Source organism: Jannaschia seohaensis (assembly GCF_900116765.1).
In the GTDB taxonomy this organism is placed as follows: domain Bacteria; phylum Pseudomonadota; class Alphaproteobacteria; order Rhodobacterales; family Rhodobacteraceae; genus Jannaschia; species Jannaschia seohaensis.
The window spans coordinates 323,647-340,595 of record NZ_UETC01000002.1 but is presented as its reverse complement, the minus strand read 5'-3'; the positions used below and the strand labels follow the sequence as shown (position 1 = coordinate 340,595).

Annotated in this window: 17 protein-coding genes and 1 tRNA gene; 10 read left to right on the top strand and 8 right to left on the bottom strand. The window is 68.5% G+C overall.

The genetic code is table 11. The features are described 5' to 3' along the window. Positions 1-42 precede the first annotated feature (42 nt). The 4 genes from DTQ71_RS06430 to DTQ71_RS06415 all read left to right on the top strand — a co-directional run bounded on the left by DTQ71_RS06430 (position 43) and on the right by DTQ71_RS06415 (position 4,480). Positions 43-2,964, top strand: a complete 2,922-nt coding sequence (locus DTQ71_RS06430; protein ID WP_109563768.1) for a helicase-related protein — start codon at positions 43-45, stop codon at positions 2,962-2,964. Then, positions 2,961-3,389 (top strand): RNA-binding S4 domain-containing protein, encoded by a 429-nt coding sequence (locus tag DTQ71_RS06425; protein WP_109563451.1) that lies wholly within the window; start codon positions 2,961-2,963, stop codon positions 3,387-3,389. The genes DTQ71_RS06430 and DTQ71_RS06425 overlap by 4 nt, the downstream gene beginning before the upstream one ends. A gap of 31 nt (positions 3,390-3,420) precedes the next feature. Further along, entirely contained in the window at positions 3,421-3,756 is a 336-nt protein-coding gene (gene fdxA, locus DTQ71_RS06420; protein ID WP_109563450.1) for a ferredoxin FdxA, read from the top strand. 211 nt (positions 3,757-3,967) lie between these two features. After that, a complete protein-coding gene (locus DTQ71_RS06415; protein ID WP_109563449.1) occupies positions 3,968-4,480 on the top strand; it encodes a CarD family transcriptional regulator in 513 nt (170 codons plus the stop codon). Between the two features lie 420 nt (positions 4,481-4,900). On the opposite strand, the gene DTQ71_RS06410 is transcribed toward DTQ71_RS06415, so the two are convergent. Beyond that, positions 4,901-5,296: a metallopeptidase family protein gene (locus DTQ71_RS06410; RefSeq protein WP_109563448.1), complete on the bottom strand. Its 396-nt coding sequence runs from the start codon at positions 5,294-5,296 to the stop codon at positions 4,901-4,903. Continuing rightward, a complete protein-coding gene (locus DTQ71_RS06405; protein WP_109563447.1) occupies positions 5,293-5,895 on the bottom strand; it encodes a VOC family protein in 603 nt (200 codons plus the stop codon). Before DTQ71_RS06405 ends, DTQ71_RS06410 begins: the two co-directional genes overlap by 4 nt. On the opposite strand from DTQ71_RS06405, the gene DTQ71_RS06400 reads away from it, so the two are divergent. Together DTQ71_RS06400 and rpe are read left to right on the top strand one after the other, a co-directional pair. Continuing rightward, entirely contained in the window at positions 5,894-6,454 is a 561-nt protein-coding gene (locus tag DTQ71_RS06400; RefSeq protein WP_109563446.1) for a 5-formyltetrahydrofolate cyclo-ligase, read from the top strand. The two genes, DTQ71_RS06405 and DTQ71_RS06400, sit on opposite strands and share 2 nt — an antisense overlap. A 17-nt stretch (positions 6,455-6,471) precedes the next feature. After that, positions 6,472-7,167 carry a ribulose-phosphate 3-epimerase gene (gene rpe, locus DTQ71_RS06395; protein WP_109563445.1) on the top strand — a complete coding sequence of 232 codons (696 nt, stop codon included), beginning with the start codon at positions 6,472-6,474 and terminating at the stop codon, positions 7,165-7,167. Positions 7,168-7,452: 285 nt separating this feature from the next. On the opposite strand, the gene DTQ71_RS06390 is transcribed toward rpe, so the two are convergent. Together DTQ71_RS06390 and DTQ71_RS06385 are read right to left on the bottom strand one after the other, a co-directional pair. Further along, the gene (locus DTQ71_RS06390) at positions 7,453-8,448 is read right to left on the bottom strand and encodes a Gfo/Idh/MocA family protein (RefSeq protein WP_109563444.1); all 996 of its coding nucleotides are present in this window, start codon (positions 8,446-8,448) and stop codon (positions 7,453-7,455) included. Further along, positions 8,445-9,512, bottom strand: a complete 1,068-nt coding sequence (locus tag DTQ71_RS06385) for an isocitrate/isopropylmalate dehydrogenase family protein (protein ID WP_109563443.1) — start codon at positions 9,510-9,512, stop codon at positions 8,445-8,447. Before DTQ71_RS06385 ends, DTQ71_RS06390 begins: the two co-directional genes overlap by 4 nt. 60 nt (positions 9,513-9,572) lie before the next feature. Here DTQ71_RS06385 and DTQ71_RS06380 point away from each other — a divergent pair, with 60 nt between their 5' ends. From DTQ71_RS06380 to DTQ71_RS06365, 4 genes are all read left to right on the top strand, one after another. Beyond that, on the top strand, positions 9,573-9,860 hold the full coding sequence (locus DTQ71_RS06380; RefSeq protein ID WP_109563442.1) for a putative quinol monooxygenase: 288 nt from the start codon (positions 9,573-9,575) through the stop codon (positions 9,858-9,860). After that, positions 9,857-10,651, top strand: coding sequence for an N-acyl homoserine lactonase family protein (locus tag DTQ71_RS06375; RefSeq protein WP_109563441.1), 795 nt, complete (start codon positions 9,857-9,859; stop codon positions 10,649-10,651). Before DTQ71_RS06380 ends, DTQ71_RS06375 begins: the two co-directional genes overlap by 4 nt. Positions 10,652-10,724: 73 nt before the next feature. Continuing rightward, positions 10,725-10,801, top strand: a tRNA-Asp gene (locus tag DTQ71_RS06370). 161 nt (positions 10,802-10,962) lie between these two features. Next, positions 10,963-12,390, top strand: coding sequence for a PDC sensor domain-containing protein (locus DTQ71_RS06365; protein ID WP_146204808.1), 1,428 nt, complete (start codon positions 10,963-10,965; stop codon positions 12,388-12,390). Positions 12,391-12,406: 16 nt separating this feature from the next. Here the strand turns inward: DTQ71_RS06365 and mmsB are convergent, their stop codons facing one another. The 4 genes from mmsB to DTQ71_RS06345 form a co-directional block, all read right to left on the bottom strand. Beyond that, the gene (gene mmsB, locus DTQ71_RS06360; protein WP_109563439.1) at positions 12,407-13,276 is read right to left on the bottom strand and encodes a 3-hydroxyisobutyrate dehydrogenase; all 870 of its coding nucleotides are present in this window, start codon (positions 13,274-13,276) and stop codon (positions 12,407-12,409) included. After that, on the bottom strand, positions 13,273-14,313 hold the full coding sequence (locus tag DTQ71_RS06355; protein WP_109563438.1) for an enoyl-CoA hydratase/isomerase family protein: 1,041 nt from the start codon (positions 14,311-14,313) through the stop codon (positions 13,273-13,275). The genes mmsB and DTQ71_RS06355 overlap by 4 nt, the downstream gene beginning before the upstream one ends. Positions 14,314-14,407: 94 nt before the next feature. After that, positions 14,408-15,547: an acyl-CoA dehydrogenase family protein gene (locus tag DTQ71_RS06350; protein WP_109563437.1), complete on the bottom strand. Its 1,140-nt coding sequence runs from the start codon at positions 15,545-15,547 to the stop codon at positions 14,408-14,410. Between the two features lie 203 nt (positions 15,548-15,750). Beyond that, a complete protein-coding gene (locus DTQ71_RS06345; RefSeq protein WP_109563436.1) occupies positions 15,751-16,869 on the bottom strand; it encodes a carboxylate-amine ligase in 1,119 nt (372 codons plus the stop codon). Between the last annotated feature and the right edge of the window lie 80 nt (positions 16,870-16,949).

Sequence of the window (16,949 nt, the reverse complement as noted above, 5' to 3'; positions counted from 1 at the left end):
CGGAGACAGAGCGAACCGGCCTAAACGAGACCCGTAATGACCATGACCAAAGGCCGCATCACCGCGGTCCTCGGCCCGACCAATACCGGCAAGACGCATTACGCCTTGGAGCGGATGCTCGCCCATCGCACCGGCGTGATCGGTCTGCCCCTGCGCCTGCTCGCGCGGGAGGTCTATGATCGGCTGGTCGCCGCGCGGGGGCCCTCGGTGGTGGCGCTCGTGACCGGCGAGGAACGCATCGTCCCGCCCCGGGCGGCCTATTGGGTCTGCACCGTCGAGGCGATGCCCCAAGGCCTCGGCGCCGATTTCGTGGCCGTGGACGAAATCCAGCTCTGCGCCGACCCGGACCGGGGCCATGTCTTCACCGACCGGCTGCTCCACATGCGGGGGCTGCACGAGACGTTGTTCATGGGCTCCGACACGATGCGGCCCGCCATCGCGCAGCTTGTCCCCGAAGCGCAATTCGCCCGGCGGGAGCGGTTCAGCGATCTGACCTATAGCGGATCGAAGAAGATCAGCCGGATGCCCGGCCGCACTGCCATCGTCGGCTTCTCGGTCGAGAACGTCTATGCCATCGCCGAGCTGCTGCGCCGTCAGAAAGGCGGCGCGGCGGTCGTGATGGGCGCGCTCTCGCCGCGCACGCGCAACGCGCAGGTGGCGATGTATCAGAACGGCGATGTGGATTACCTCGTCGCCACCGACGCCATCGGCATGGGGCTTAATCTCGACATCAAGCATGTGGCGTTTTCCGCCACCTCCAAGTTCGACGGCCGCCGCATGCGGCCCCTGATGCCCCATGAGCTCGCTCAGATTGCGGGCCGGGCGGGCCGCTACACGGAGCCCGGCACGTTCGGCACCACCGGGGAGGCCGCGCCGCTCGACGAGGGCCTCGCCGAGGCGATCGAAAACCACAAGTTCAAGCCCATCGACCGGCTCTGCTGGCGCAACGACCGGCTCGATTTCGGCACGCCCGACGCGCTGATCGCCTCGCTGGAGGCGCCCAGCCCGGAGCAGATCCTGACCAAGGGGCGCGAGGCGGACGACCTGCAATCGCTCAAGACGCTGTGGCAGCTGGAATCGGTCGCCGCGCGCATCCGCGATGCAAGGGACGTGCGCCTGCTCTGGGATGTCTGCCGCATCCCCGACTTTCAGGGGATCAGCCATGGGGAGCACACCAACCTGCTCGCGCGGATCTTCGATTTTCTGCACGAAAAGGGCCGCGTTGACCGAGATTGGTTCGCGCGCCAGATCAAGCGCATCGACAAGACCCAGGGCGATATCGACATGTTGTCGAAACGACTGGCGTATATCCGCACTTGGACATACGTGGCGCAGCGCAAAGGCTGGGTTGAGGACGAGGCCCATTGGCGCGAGGCCACGCGCAAGGTAGAAGACCGCCTGTCGGACGCGCTGCACCAGGCGCTGACGAACCGGTTCGTGGACAGGCGGACCAGCGTGCTGCTCCGGCGGCTGAAGATGAAGGAGGGCCTCTTGGCTCAGATCGACGACAAGGGACAGGTGACGGTCGAGGGCGAGGCGCTGGGCCGCCTCGAAGGCTTCCGCTTTCACCAGACCGGGACCACGACGCCGGACGAGGCCAAGACCGTGCGGCAGGCCGCGACCCAGGCCCTGCGGCCGGAGTTCCACCTGCGCGCCGACCGCTTTTACAACGCGCCCGATACGGAGATGGACTTCACCGAGCAGGGCGGCCTGATGTGGGGCGACCAGGCGGTGGGCAAGCTTGTGAAGGGCGACGATCCGCTCAAGCCCGGCGTCGAGGCCTTCGTCGACGAGGAAGCGGGCCCCGAGGTCATGCAGAAGGTGAGCCGCCGCCTGCAACACTTCATCGACCGCAAGGTCAATGCCGCGCTCGAGCCGCTGCTTGCCCTGTCCAAGGACGAGGCCGTCACCGGGCTCGCGCGTGGCTTCGCCTTCCGCCTCCTGGAGGGGATGGGCGTGATTCCGCGCGCCGAGGTCGCGGCCGAGGTCAAGGAGCTCGACCAGGAGGCGCGTGGGCAGCTCCGCAAGCACGGCGTCCGCTTCGGCCAGTTCACCATCTTCCAGCAGCTCCTGCTCAAGCCCGCGCCGACCCGATTGCGCCTCGTGCTCTGGTCGCTTTGGCAGGGGATCGACGAGTTTCCCGAGGCCCCGCCGCCGGGCCTCGTGACCGTCCCGGCTGTCAAGGGCGCGCCGCAGGGATACTATCCGATGGCCGGGTATCGCCTCGCGGGCGAGCGGGCGATCCGCATCGACATGCTGGAGCGTCTCGCCGACATGATCCGCCCGATGGACAGCCGCGGCGGGTTCGAAGCGACGGCGGATATGCTCTCGATCACCGGCATGACGCTGGATCAATTCGCCGACCTGATGGGCGGCCTGGGCTACAAGGCCGAGAAGGGCGAGCGGCCCAAGGCCAAGCCCGCCGCCAAGCTCGAGGCCGAGGCAGAGACGCCGGCGGAGCCGGCCGCTGAGACCCAGTCCGACGCGACCCCGGCGCCCGAGGGCGCGGAGACCGCACCGCCCGTCTCCGAGGACGGAGAGGCGGCCGCGCCCGCGCCGGAGACCGTTTCGGAGGAGGGGGCGCAGACGCCGACCGACGCGGCGCCCTCCGAGACGCAGACGGAGGCGGCCTCGGAAGCGCCTGCCACGGACGCACCGACCGAGGACGCAGCTGCCACGGAGGCACCGGCCGAGGACGCCGCGCCGGAGACCGAGTCCTTCTACATTTTCACCTGGGCGCCTCGCCGCCAGGGCGGCCGCGGCCCACGTCGCGATGGGCAACCGGGCGACCGCAATCGCGGACGTGGCAAACCGCAGGGCAAGGGGGCGAAGGGGCAGGGCCCCAAGGGCAAACGCCCGCCCAAGGAGCAGGGCCCCCGCACCTTCGAATCGCGGCCCAAGCGTGAGAAGGCCATCGATCCGGACAATCCCTTCGCGGCCCTCGCGGCCCTCAAGGACAAGTGAGCGAGGCACCCGCCCGCCAGAGGCTCGACAAGTGGCTCTGGCAGGCGCGGTTCTTCAAGACACGCAGCCTCGCAGCGCGGACCGTGAGCGACGGCCATGTCCGCGTGAACGGCGAACGCGTCACCAAGCCCGCTTATGGCGTGGCCCCGGGCGACACGCTCACATTTGCCGCCGGGTCGCGCGTGCGCGTGATCGAGATCCAGGCGCTGCTCAGCCGCCGGGGCCCCGCTCCCGAGGCGCAAGCCGCCTACACGGACAATTCGCCTGCTCCTGTGCCGCGTGTCGGCCCCCGCCCCACCGGCCGGGATCGCCGACGCCTGGACCAAGCCCGCGACTGGGCCGAGGATCAGCGCCCGCCGGCCCCTCGCGGCCCTGTGACGAACGGCCCTTCTCCGCGACTTGCACGCGCCGTTCCCGCCCGCTAAGCCCGCACCGACATCGGAAAGGACAGCGCCCATGACCTACGTCGTCACTGACGCCTGCATCGCCTGCAAGTACACCGATTGCGTCGAGGTCTGCCCCGTGGATTGTTTCTACGAGGGTGAGAACATGCTGGTCATTCATCCCGACGAATGCATCGATTGCGGCGTCTGCGAACCGGAATGCCCCGCCGACGCGATCCGCCCGGACACCGAGCCGGATATGGACAAGTGGGTCGAGTTCAACCGCAAGTATTCCGAGGCGTGGCCTGTCATCATCACCAAGAAGGACCCTCTGCCCAACGCGGAGGAGATGGATGGCAAGCCTGGCAAGATGGAGCTCTTCTCGGAGGCGCCGGGCGAGGGCGGCTGACTCGGAGGCCGCGCGGCAGACGCTTCCGCAGGGCCTTGAAATATGATATGGTCATCCTGATATCGGGCGTCTGCCCGTGTCTGTCTGCCGACCCGATCCGACCCCTTCCGGGCAGCGGGTCAACATCGTCACGCCGAACCCGTGCCCCGTCGCTTTGCTACGGGCGCGGATTTTTGTCGCCGATCCCCGGCGGGCGCGACCCAGTATGAGGATGCCCATGGCCAAGAAGCCCGAATTCCGCCCGAACGATTTCGTCGTCTACCCCGCGCATGGCGTGGGCCAGATCGTCGCCGTCGAGAAGCAGGAAGTGGCAGGTTACGAACTGGAGGTCTTCGTCGTCCAGTTCACCAAAGACAAGATGAAGCTCTCCGTGCCCACCAACAAGGCGTCGGATGTGGGCATGCGCGCGCTTTCCTCGCCCGATATCGTCACCAAGGCGATGTCGACGCTGAAGGGCAAGGCCCGCGTCAAGCGCGCCATGTGGTCCCGCCGCGCGCAGGAATACGAGGCCAAGATCAACTCCGGCGACCTGATCGCCATCGCCGAGGTCGTGCGCGACCTGCACCGCAACGACGAACAGCGGGAGCAGTCCTATTCCGAGCGGCAACTCTATGAAGCCGCGCTCGACCGTCTGACCCGGGAACTCGCCGCCGTGAACGACATGGACGAGGACGGCGCTCTGAAAGCGGTGGACGATATCCTGTCGTCGCGCGCCGCCGCCTGATCCACCAGCGGCAAGGGCTGGTCGAAAGCGCCCCGCGGGGCGCTTTCTGCGTTTTGGAGGCTGCGGCCGATTCGTCCAGGTCAGCGGGATCGCCGCCAGATGACCGGCCCCAAACGGAGACGAAGCAGGGAATCCTGAGCGGATGGCTGGCGCCGCCATCGGCGCTGCGGCTCGATCTTCGCGCGGGGCGCGCAGGCCGGCTTCGGACGCCGTGGCGGCGCATGATCGGCGCGAACCGCAGGGGAGGGCGGTCGGTGGAGTGCGCTCGGACCGTCTCGCCCGGGAGAGCGCGCGCCAAGCGTTTCGATTTTGAAGAGATTGCGACCGGGATCTAGGCCATGGCGCAGGCCATGCGCGCCCCTGGCTTATCTGCGGAGGCTAGCCGATCCGGAGCCGCTGGACGTCGCGCTGGCCTGGGGCTCACTCCCACCAGCGGTCGATTCGGGCGATCTCCTCGTCGGACCAGCCGAAATGATGGGCGAATTCGTGGACCGTGACATGGGCGACAAGCTCCCCCAGGGTCACGTCGCCGCGTGCCGCCCATTCGTCCAGGATCGGGCGGCGGAAGAGGCTGACGGTCGAGGGCGGCTCGGGGTGCTCGACCGAGCGCTCGATGAGCGGCACGCCCTCGTAGAGACCGGTCAGGTCGTAGGCGTCCTCGATCTCCATCTCGTCGAGGATCTCCTCCGAGGGCCAGTCCTCGACCACCAGGCGGACCTCGGTGGCCAGACCCGCGAAGGGGGCGGGCAGGGCGTCGCGCGTGGCCTGGGCCAGGGCCTCGATCTCGTCCAGGCTGGGGGGCAGCGCGTCGCTCACGACAGGGTGCGGGGGCCGTCGGGCGTGTCGAGATGCGCGGTGATCCGGCGCGGGCCGGTGGCGGCTTGGATGCGCGGGTCGCGGATCAGGTCGGCCAGGACCTCGGCCAGAGCCGCGCCTTCGGGATGGCGCAGCTCCAGCCCCGTCAGGCGCAGGCCCACGTCGTCGAAGCTGGGCGCGGCGCTCTCCCACTGGATGAGGGCGGGGAAGCAGCCGTCGAAGGGCAGGATCCCGTCATCGGGAACGGCCATGCGCCAGCGGAACGGGCCGCGCTGGAACGACAGCGGCTGTCCCGCCTCCGGCCAGCGCGCCACCACCGCGTCCAGATCGTTCACCCGCGCGATCCAGTTGCCGATCCGGGGCGGCCCCGACCGCCGGTCCAGGTCGAACCAGCGGGGACGGCCGGGCGGGGGCGCGTCGGGGTCGATGGCGATGACCTCCATGTATTCGCCGGGGCCCAGGCCCGAGAGGCGATTATGGGTAGACATCAGGTCGTGTTTTCCCCCAGGCCCCATCTGCAGGCCCAACACCGCCGCGACATGCGCGACCCCCTCGGAGAGCGTTGCGGCGGAGACGGCGAAGTGATCGAAGGTGGCCATGACCGCGGACGCTAGGCTTCGGGAGATGAAGGCGCAACTGCGTAAGCGCTGCCTTGCCGCGCGCGAGGCGGCCCCGATCACCGCGCGCGCGGCGGCGGCGGTGCGGCTCTATGCCCGGCTGATGCATCTGAAGGGGCGGACCATCGCGGGCTACATGCCTATCGGCTCCGAGGTGGACCCGACCCGCGTGATGCGGGCCCTTAGCCTCGACAACCGGATCTGCGTGCCCGTAGTCACTTCCAAGGGCGCGCCGCTGCGGTTCCGCGAATGGACGCCAGGCTGCGAAATGGCCCCGGGGGCCTTCAACGTGCCGGAGCCGGTCGAGGGCGGCTGGCGCGTGCCGGACGTGGTGATCGTGCCGATGTGCGGCTTCGACGCCTCGGGCGCGCGGCTGGGCTATGGCGGCGGGTTCTATGACCGGACGCTGGCGGGCCTGTCCGACGCGCTGATCGTGGGCCTCGCGGTGGAGGCGCAACGCCTGCCGCAAATCCCGCGCGGCCCCCATGACGTGCTGCTGCCTTATATCGTGACCGACCGCGGCGTGGTCGGGGCGGACTGACCCCTCAGGAGACTTCCATGACCTTCGATCGCTCCATCAAGATCGCCCCCTCGATCCTCGCCGCCGATTTCGCCAACTTTGGCGCCGAATGCGCCGCCATCGAAGGGCAGGGGGCCGATTGGGTCCATGTCGATGTGATGGACGGGCATTTCGTGCCCAATATCAGCTTTGGCGCCGCGACCTGCGCCGCGATCCGGCCGCATATCCGCGGCGTCATGGACGTGCATCTGATGATCTCGCCAGTGGACGCCTATCTGGAGGGCTTCGTCGAGGCGGGGGCCGATGTGCTGACCGCGCATCTGGAGGCCGGGCCGCATGTGCATCGGACACTCCAGGCGATTCGCGGGGCGGGGGTGCGCGCGGGGCTGGCGCTGAACCCGGGCACGCCGGCGGAGGCGGTGGAGATGCTGCTGGACGAAGTGGACCTGATCTGTGTGATGACCGTCAATCCGGGCTTCGGCGGGCAGAAGTTCATCCGCTCGCAGATCGCCAAGGTGCGGCGTCTGCGCGAGATGATCGGGGACCGACCCATTCATATCGAGATCGATGGCGGGGTGGACCCCGTCACGGCCCCTCTGGTCACTGAGGCCGGGGCGGATGTTCTGGTCGCCGGGTCCGCGGTGTTCAAGCATGGCACGGTCGACAACCCGGAGGGCTATGGCCGCGCCATCCGCGAGATCCGCAGTGCGGCCGAGGCCGCCCGCCGCGACTAGGGCGCTGGCGCACAGATGTCGCCACCGTCCTCCTCACAGTCTCTTCCGGCCTCGGTCGCCACGGGCATCAGCCCGAGCAGCGCCAAAAAGAGGCATAGCAACAGGATAGCCAGTTTCATCTCCAGTGTCTGGACGTAGGAACTTCGCCTCGCCCAGAAGGTCACACGGATCATCGCAGCCTCGATTCGTCATGTTTCACATGATGGTTGGCCCGCGCAGGATGGAGGGGAGAGATAAAGGCTTCCCTAACGCCCTGCGACGAACACATCGCATTCGATCGATCCGTCAACGGAGCGGCAGGCGCGTCCTCGCCTCGAAGGCGGCATAGGCCAGTTCGACCATCTCGATGACCTCCAGATAGTCCCGCGCGGTGTTCTCCAGCGCGCCCGCGCCGCTCAGCGCCCGCACGACGTGGGATTGCAGCGCGTGGACGCTGTCGCCGGCGAAGCCCGGCCAGTCCCGCGCGTGAAGCAGGGTCTCGGTCTCGCGCGTGCCGAAGCGGCGCCAGGTGACCGCGCCATCCCCCGCTAGCCGCAGACTGCCCTCCGTGCCTTCCAGGAGAGCCGTCCCGAAAGTCCGCCGCGGATCGTCGGTGTCGAAATCGAGCAGCCGGTTGCCGTCCAGGACGGCCCGGGCGCCGCCGCCATAGTCGAGCACGACCAGCCCCGCGTCCTCCCCCCGGATCGCGGGGTTCAGCCGCCGCAGATCGGCATAGATCCCGTCCGGCATGCCCATCAGGTAGCGGAAGACGTCGAGATAATGCACGCCCGTCTCGTGGATCAACAGGCGCGGCATGGTCCGGAAATAGGGCTGCCGCGCGAGATAGGCATCCTCCCCCTGTCCGTCGCCGGGGCGCAGGCGGAACGTCAACGACAGCGGCCGGCCGATGCGGCCCGCGTCGAGCGCCGCCCGCATCGTCCGGAACCAGGGCTGGAAGCGGAAGTTCTCGTGCACGATCAGCGGGACGCCCGCCGCCTCGGCCGCTTCGGTGACGGCGCGGGCCTCTTCGGGAGAGGTGCAGAACGGCTTCTGGCAGATGATCGCGCGCAAGCCGCGGGGCAGGGCGGCGCGGATGGCGGCGGCATGGGTCGGCGGCGGTGTCGCGATGTCCAGCAGGTCGATCCCCGCATCCAGCAAGCCGTCGAGGTCGGGATGGTCCGCTCCCTTCGCCGGGTCGCCATCGGCCGTCGCGGCCAGGGTCGCGCCAGGGATGCGGCCCCAGGCCTCCCGGTGGAACTGCGCGAAATAGCCCAGCCCCAGCAATCCGACCCGCAGCGTCACAGGCGGGCGATCACGGCATCCGCCGCGCCCTCGGTGTCGAGCGTCCCGCCAAGATCGCCGGTGGTCTCTCCGGCGGCGAGGCAGCCATCGACGGCGGCCTGCACCCGCGCCGCGTCGGCGATCATCTCGGGCACCGCGTGCCGCCGCCCCAGCCAATCCAGCATCATCCCCGCCGACAGGATCATCGCGAAGGGGTTGGCGATCCCCTGGCCCGCGATATCCGGCGCGGAGCCATGGCAGGGCTGAAACACCGCATGGTCGTCGCCGATATCGGCCGAGGGCGCCATGCCGAGCCCGCCCATCAGCCCCGCGCCCAGGTCCGAGAGGATGTCTCCGAACATGTTCTCGGTCACCATCACGTCCCAGTCCCAGGGTTTCAGCACGAACCACAGCGCCATCGCGTCGACATAGGCATGGTCGGCGGTCAGGTCCGGGTAGTCCCGGGCCACCCCGTCAAAGATCTCCCGCCAGAAGGCGAAGGCGCGGAAGACATTGGCCTTGTCCACGCTGGTCACGCGGCCCCGGTGGCCTTCCGCCTTGCGCGCCCGGGCCAGGTCGAAGCTGAAGCGGCACACCTTCTCGGTGGTGCGGCGGGTGAGGCGCAGGGTCTCTTCGGCCATGTCGGCGGTGACGGTGCCTTTGCCCTGGGTATGGAACAGACCTTCGGTCGATTCCCGGACCAGGACGAAGTCCACGACCTTGCCCTCCGGCAAGGCCAGCGGCGTCCGCATTCCCGGGACGATGCGGACCGGGCGCACGCCCGCATAGAGGTCCAACGCAATGCGGATGTCGATCTGCGGCGTCATTTCGGTGCCGTCCGGGTAGCGCACCGCCGGATCGCCCAGGGCCGAGAGCAGGATCGCGTCCGCCCGACGCGCCGTCTCTAGCGACGCCTCCGGCAGATCGGAGCCGCAGTCGAGATAGCTCGCCGCCCCCGCCGGGCAGTCGCGCCAGGCGAAGCGATAGGCCCCCGACAGCCCGTCCAAGAGGCGCAGCGTGGGTGCCATGATCTCGGGGCCGATGCCGTCGCCATGAAACACCGCAATCTCGAACTCTTTGGACATTCCGTGCCCTCCCTGCGACAGTCGGGCGCAGTTAGGCGCATGCGCGCAGGGAGGAAAAGCATGTTCGCAGTCACCGTCACCATCGAGGTCGCCTCGGGCCGGATGCCCGACTTCTTGCCCGCCCTGATGGCGAATGCGCGCGCGTCCCTGGGAGAGCCCGCCTGCCTGCGATTCGACGTGCTGACCGACCCGTCCCGGTCCGACGAGGTGTTTCTCTATGAAATCTACGACGACGCGGCGGGGTTCGACGCCCATCGGCAGACCCAGCACTACAAGGTGTTCGACGCGGCGGTGACGCCGATGATCGTGGCCAAGCACGTCAAGACCTGGGATCGGGTCGAGGGATGAGCTGGGAGGTTTTCGCGCTGCGCTATGGCGATCGGACCGCGCGGGTGCGGGGGGATAGCTTTCTCTTCGACGACGACCACGCGGCGCGGCATCCGATCGACTACTTCATCTGGCTGCTCCGGCGCGGCGAGGAGACGATCCTGGTCGATACGGGCTATGACGCGGAAGAGGGCGCGCGCCGGTCCCGACCGATTCAGCGCGACCCGCGGGAGGCGCTGGCCCCGTTCGGTCTTGCCGCCGAGGCCGTCGACCGGGTGATCGTCACGCATCTGCATTACGACCATGCGGGCGGGCTGCACCTGTTTCCAAACGCGACGCTGCACATCCAGGCCGCCGAGATGGCCTATGCCACCGGACCTTGCATGTGCCACGACGCGCTGCGCATGCCGTTTACCGGCGACCATATCTGCGAGGCGGTGCGGCGGCTCTATTCGGGCCGGGTCGTCTTTCACCAGGGCGACGGGCAGGTGGCCGAGGGCGTGACGGTGCATCGTATCGGCGGCCATTCGAAGGGGTTGCAGGCCGTGCGGGTCCGCACCGAGGTCGGATGGCTTTGCCTCGCCTCGGACGCGGCGCATTTCTATGAGAACTACCGGGCCGCCAAGCCGTTCCCCATCGTCGTTGATGTCGAAGAAATGCTGGAAGGCTTCGCGACGATCCAGGCCCTCGCCTCCGCTCCGGGTCTCGTGGTGCCGGGGCACGATCCCTTGGTGCGGACCCTCTTTCCTTCGGCCGGGCCCGAGGCGTGGCGCCTGGATCGCGGGCCGATCCGGGACTTGCCGGCGATGTGACGCGCCGTTTGGACAAAGGATGTGCAGAGGGCATTGACCCCCCCCACGGAGGTCGCTATCGAGCCGCTCACGCGCGGTTGTAGCTCAGTTGGTTAGAGTACCGGCCTGTCACGCCGGGGGTCGCGGGTTCGAGCCCCGTCAACCGCGCCATTCTTCTCGGTCAAGCGTTTTGGAACTGCGTTCTGCCCGTGTCCGGTTGCAGGACGGCTGTGCCGAGCGCAGCAGAGCCCCGCCTGCTCGCCCTTTCGGCCATCGTTTTGCCCACCTCCCCGATCAGGGTCGAATCGAACCAGATCGAGGAGGGTTGTCCAATGCCCTTATCTCGAGTCGCCTTGTTTTTCCCGCCCCGCCCGCAGGCTCTTTCGTCCGCCTGCCTGAGCGCCGTCGCGGTTCTTTGCGTAACGGTCGCCGCTCCCCCCGCTTTCGCCGAAGAGGCGGTCTATGACGGCAGCAAGGCACGGGTCTTCCTGTCCGCCAACCTCCGCTCTCTCGGAGAGCAGGCTGTCGCGACCGCCTGTCGGGCCAGCGTGGATCCCGCGATCAGTGCGGATGCGCGCCGGGAGGCGACGACGCTGTTCGATTTCGTCGTCGCCGGTCTGCGCGATGGCGACCCGGCGCTCGGTGTTCCGGGACCGAGAACGAACGGCCGGATCGTCCGCCGTCTCGACGCCATGGAGAGCGCCTGGGAGCCGATCCGTGCCGTCGCGACCGGGACGCCCACGCCCGCTGCGCTCTCGGCGGTCGCCACGACCCATGCGGACCTGATGGATTCGGCCGAAAGCCTGCTGGCCGACGTCTCCGGCCGCTACTCCAACCCGCAGGAGCTTTTGCAGGTGGATGCGGTCGCGCTCAACTTCATGGGCCGCCAGACCAAGCTTCTGGCGGAGATGGACCGCATCGTTTGCGGGATGAGCGCCGGCATCGATGCCTTCGGGACGGGCGGCGATCTCGCCGCGGCGGTCTCTACCTTCGACGCGACCCTCGTCGCGCTGCGGGACGGCATGCCGCAGGCGGGTATCAACCCGCCCCGGACCGACATCGTCCGCAACGAGCTGAGCGCGATGTATGACCGCTGGTCGGAGGCACATACCCTTCTCAATGGTCTCGTCGCTCTCGGAAGCGCGCGGGAAAGCGACCTCGCCCAGGTCGCTTCGCTCACCAGCGGGCTGTCCGACGACATGCGCAACGTGGTCACGCTCACGATGATCTCGTCGCCCGGCCAGGAAGACGTCTACAAGGTGCCGCTGGCCGCCTATGTCGAGCGGGAGCTCAGCTCCTGGCTGACCGACCCGGAGCTGATCGCCGCCATCCGCGCCCAGAACGCCGCCCATGCCGAGCTGAAGCTCGAGGATATCGAAGCCCTGGACCGGGAATGGCGCGCCCAGGCCAAGTCCGGCGGTGGACCTCTGATCGAAGACCTTATGACCCGCGACGCGTCCCTCACCCTGGCGCAGCGGCAGCGCGGCTCGGCGGGCTTCGTCACCGAGGCCTTCGTGATGGATAATCGCGGGCTGAACGTGGCGCAGAGCGCCGTCACCTCCGACTATTGGCAGGGCGACGAGGCCAAGTGGCAGGAGACCTACGACCGCGAGGATGGCGGGCTGCACATCAGCGAGGTCGAGTTCGACGACAGCACGGGTTACTACCAGATCCAGGCGTCGATGCCGATCGTCGATCCCGACACCGGCGAGAAGATCGGCGCCGTCACCTTCGGTGTGAATGTGCAGCGCCTGATGTGAGCCCGCGCGGGGCGCGTCAGCCCCGCGTTTTGCCCTGAAACCTCGGTAGCATCGCCGAGAAGTCGCGCCCTCGCCCGTCCTCCCCCTCGACGAAAGCGCGGTACTCGGCCAGCGCGGCATCGCCCATGGGCGTCGCTGCTCCCGCCTCCTCTGCCGCTTGGCGGGCGAGGTCGAGATCCTTGAGCATCAACTCCGCCGCAAAGCCCGGCTTGTAATCGTTGTCTGCCGGGCTCTTCGGTCCGATCCCCGGGGCCGGGCAGTAGGTGTTCATCGACCAGGACTGCCCCGAGGAGGTCGAGACCACGTCGAACATCGCCTGCCGGTCGAGCCCCAGCTTGTCGGCCAGCGCAAAGGCCTCGCAGGTCGCCACCATCGTCGCGCCCAGTATCATGTTGTTGCAGATCTTCGCGGCCTGCCCGCTGCCCGCCTGCCCGCAATGGACCGTCCGCCCGCCCATCACGTCGAGCAGTGGTGCCGCGATCTCCAGCGCCTCGGGTGCGCCGCCCACCATGAAGGTCAGCGTCCCCGCTTCCGCGCCGCCGATCCCGCCGGAGACGGGCGCGTCCAGCGCCATCAGCCCCGCCGCCTCGGCCTGCGCGGCGACCGCGCGGGCGCTTTCGACGTCCACGGTTGAGCAGTCGAGCAACACCGCGCTGGCGCCCATTGCGGGGACGATCTCCTCGGCCACGGCGCGCAGGATCCCGCCATTGGGCAGCATGGTGATGACCACCTCCGCCCCCGCCACGGCCGCCGCCGCGCTCGCCGCCATGTCGATGCCCTCGGGTGTGGCGGCGGTGTCGTAGCCCGCCACGTCATGCCCCGCGGCGATAAGATTGCGGGCCATGGGCGCACCCATGTTGCCCAGGCCGATGAACGCGATTTTCATGGGGTGACCTCCGGAAGTGGCGTGTCCTTGGGCAGCGGCCGCAGCATGGCCGAGACGTCGATGGGGGGCACCTGGTCGGGCCCGGCATGACGCCAGCGCGGCGTGCGGTCTTTGTCGACGATCTGGGCGCGGATACCCTCGACGAAATCCGCATGCTCCAGTGCGCGATGGGTAAAGCGGTACTCGAGCAGCAGAGCCTGGTCGATTGTCGGGTCGTCCCCCAGCCGATGCAGCATCTCGACGGTACAGGCCATCGATAGCGGGGAATTGGCCCGAAGCGCCTTCATCGCGCCTTGGGCCACCTCGCTTTCGGAGGCCGCGCAGGCCCGCGCGATATCGCCCAGCGTCTCGCCACCGAAAAGCGCGTCGATCTCCTGAGCCATCGTGGCCAGCGGCGCCTCGGGCGGGGTGACTCCCGCCGCATCCGCCAGCCCGACATCTCCGCTCTCGCAGAGCCGCGCCTTCAAGTCGTCCCAGCACTCCGGCACGTAGAGATCGGCAAAGCCCGCATGGATTGCATCCCCGGGCCCCATTCGCATGCCCGTGGTGCCAAGATATTCCCCCAACCGTCCGGGCGCCCGCGCCAGGATCAGCGAACCGCCCACATCCGGTACCAGCCCGATGGCGCATTCCGGCATCGCGATGCGGCTCGACTCGTTCACGATCCGATGGGACGCATGGCAGCCAACGCCCACGCCGCCGCCCATGGTGAAGCCGTGCAGGAAGCTGACCACCGGCTTCGGAAAGCGGAACATCTTGGCGTTCATCCGGTATTCGTCGCGCCAGAAGCGTTGCCCGTATTCGTAGCGCCCCTCGGTCCCCGCCTTGTGCATCTCCAGGATGTCGCCCCCGGCGCAGAAGGCGCGCCCCGGCGCCCCTTCGATCAGCACGAGGTCGATCCCGGGCGCCTCCGCCCAGCCGTCCAGCGCCGCTTCGATGGCCAGGCACATCTCCCAGGAGAGCGCGTTGAGCACGTCCGGCCGGTTCAGCGTGATGCGCCCCGCCCGGCCGTCTTGACGAATATCGATCTCGGTCACGCCGCCCCCTCTTCTTCCCTGTCTAAATATCCTGGGGGGTCCGGGGGGCAAAGCCCCCCGGCGGGTCGGACCGCGCCAGCGGTCCGAGGCCGCATCACGCCGCCAGCATCCCGCGTGCGACGATCAAGCGCATGATCTCGTTGGTCCCCTCGAGAATCTGATGGACGCGCAGGTCGCGTGCCAGTTTCTCGATCCCGTAATCGCCCAGATAGCCATAGCCGCCATGCAGTTGCAGGCAGCCGTCCACCACGCGGCTCCCGGCCTCGGTGACCAGTTTCTTGGCCATGGCGCAATGCATCGTCGCGTCGGGCGCGCTCTGGTCCAGCTTCCAGGCCGCCTGCCGCAGGAAAACGCGGGCGGATTGCAACTCGATTTCCATCTCGGCCAGGCGGAACTGGGTGTTCTGGAACTCCGCGAGGCTCTGGCCGAAGGCTTTCCGCTCCTTCACATAGGCGACGGTCTGGTCCAGCGCCTGCTGCGCGGCGCCCAGACTACAGGCCGCGATGTTGAGCCGCCCGCCATCGAGCCCGGCCATCGCATAGGAGAAGCCGCGCCCTTCCTCGCCCAGGAGGTTCCCGAGCGGCGTCGGACAGTCGTCGAACTGGACCTGGCGCGTGGGCTGCGAGCGCCAGCCCATCTTGTCCTCCAGCCCACCGAAAGACAGGCCCTCGGCCCCGTCCTCGACCACCAGCGCCGAGATGCCGCGCGGCCCCGCCTCGCCGGTGCGGGCCATCACGATATACGCGTCGGAATAGCCGCCGCCCGAGATGAAGGCCTTGGTGCCGGTCAGCCGGTAGGCGTCGTTGGTCTTCACCGCCTTGGTCTTCAGCGCCGCCGCATCCGAGCCGCTGCCCGGCTCGGTCAGGCAATAGGAGAAGAAGGTCTCGCAGGTCAGCGCCTTCGGCAGGTATTTCGCCTTCAGCTCGTCCGAGCCGAACCCGTCGATCATCTTGGCGCACATGTTGTGGATCGACAGGAAGGCCGCGACCGAGGGGCAGGCCATCGACAGCGCCTCGAAGACCAGCGTCGCGTCCAGCCGGGTCAGCCCAGAACCACCGGACTCCTCCGTGACATAGAGCCCGCCAAAGCCCAACTTCGCCAGCTTGGGCCAGAGGTCCTTCGGGATCGAGCCTTCCGCCTCCCAGGCGCGGGCATGGGGCGCGATCTCGGCCTGGCCCACATCGCGGGCCATGTCGAAGACGGCGGAGCTTTCCTCGGAGAGTGCGAAGTCCATGGGGCCCTCCCGCGCCGCTAGGAATAGAACACGCGTTCAATTAACGCGGGAAAGGGCGCGTTGGCAAGGGCGATGGGGCAGGGAACCCGCCCCTCGGTCAGGCCCGCGCCCAGGTCAGGCCGTGGGATCTGGAGTATTTGTGAACCCGTGATGATGCAGGCCGGTCCAACGACCGCAGCGGTGGTGGCGGCGCGCCCGGCCGCCTAGAGCCCCTCCCGGTATTCCGCCATCAGGTGCCGCACGACCGCGCGCCCGCCCTCGGCCCCGCCGCCCGCCGCCTCGAAGATCTCGCGTTGCCGGTCGGAGGCGTTGCCCGCCCGGACGAGCGCGCGGGCGCGGGCCACCTCGGCCTGACATCCGAGCTGATCGGCGTCCTCGGCGATCAGCTCCAGCCATTCATCGACCAGTTGGGGCAGGGGGATGATCCGATGGCGGCCAAAATCGATCAGTCCCTCGCGCACACCATGCCGCATGGCCCGCCAACGGTTCTCCTCCAGAAGGAAGCGGTCATAGACGCGCCAGCGTTGGTTGCGCTGCTTGAGACGCCAGAGCATCCGGTGCGTGCATTGCAGCAGGGCCGCCAGCGTCAGCGCATCCTCGATCCGCGGGCAGATGTCGCAGATGCGGGTCTCCAGCGTCGGGAAATTGTCCGAGGGCCGCAGGTCCCACCAGATCTTGGTCCCGTCCTCGATCACCCCCAGCTGAGCCAGCGTCTCGACCGAGCGCCGCCAGTCCGACCAGTTCGACAGGAGCGGCGGCAACCCGGTCCGGGGCATGTTGTCGAAGACGGTCAGTCGGTAGCTCGACAGGCCCGTATCCTGCCCCTGCCAGAACGGCGACGACCCCGACATCGCTAGCAGATGCGGCAGGAAATAGGCCATCTGGCCCATCAGGTCGATTCGGTCCTCCTCGGCGGGGATGCCGACATGGACATGCATGCCGCAGATCAGCATCCGGTCGGCCACGCCGCGCAGGTCCCGCGCCAGCCCGCGATAGCGGTCGCGGTCGGTGAAATGCTGGTCGCGCCAGTCGGAGAACGGGTGGCAGGAGGCGGCGATGGGGGCGAGGCCGTGGCGCCCGGCCAGATCGGCCACGGTGCGGCGCAGATTCGCGAGGTCGGTGCGGGCCTCGGCCACGGAGGCGCAGACGCCCGTGCCCACCTCGATCTGGCATTGCAGGAATTCCGGCGAGACCTGCTTGCCCAACCTCTCCTGCGCCTCGTCCATCAACTCGGCCGGGGCCTCGGCCAGGGCGCCGGTCTCGGCGTCCACCAGCAGATATTCTTCTTCGATGCCGATGGTGAACGGCGGCTCTTCTGCCATGGGCGGGCCCTCCTCTTGCCGGGACCGTAACGCGGCCGCGACCGGAGGGGGAGGGCAAAGACCCAGCAATTACTTGGCGA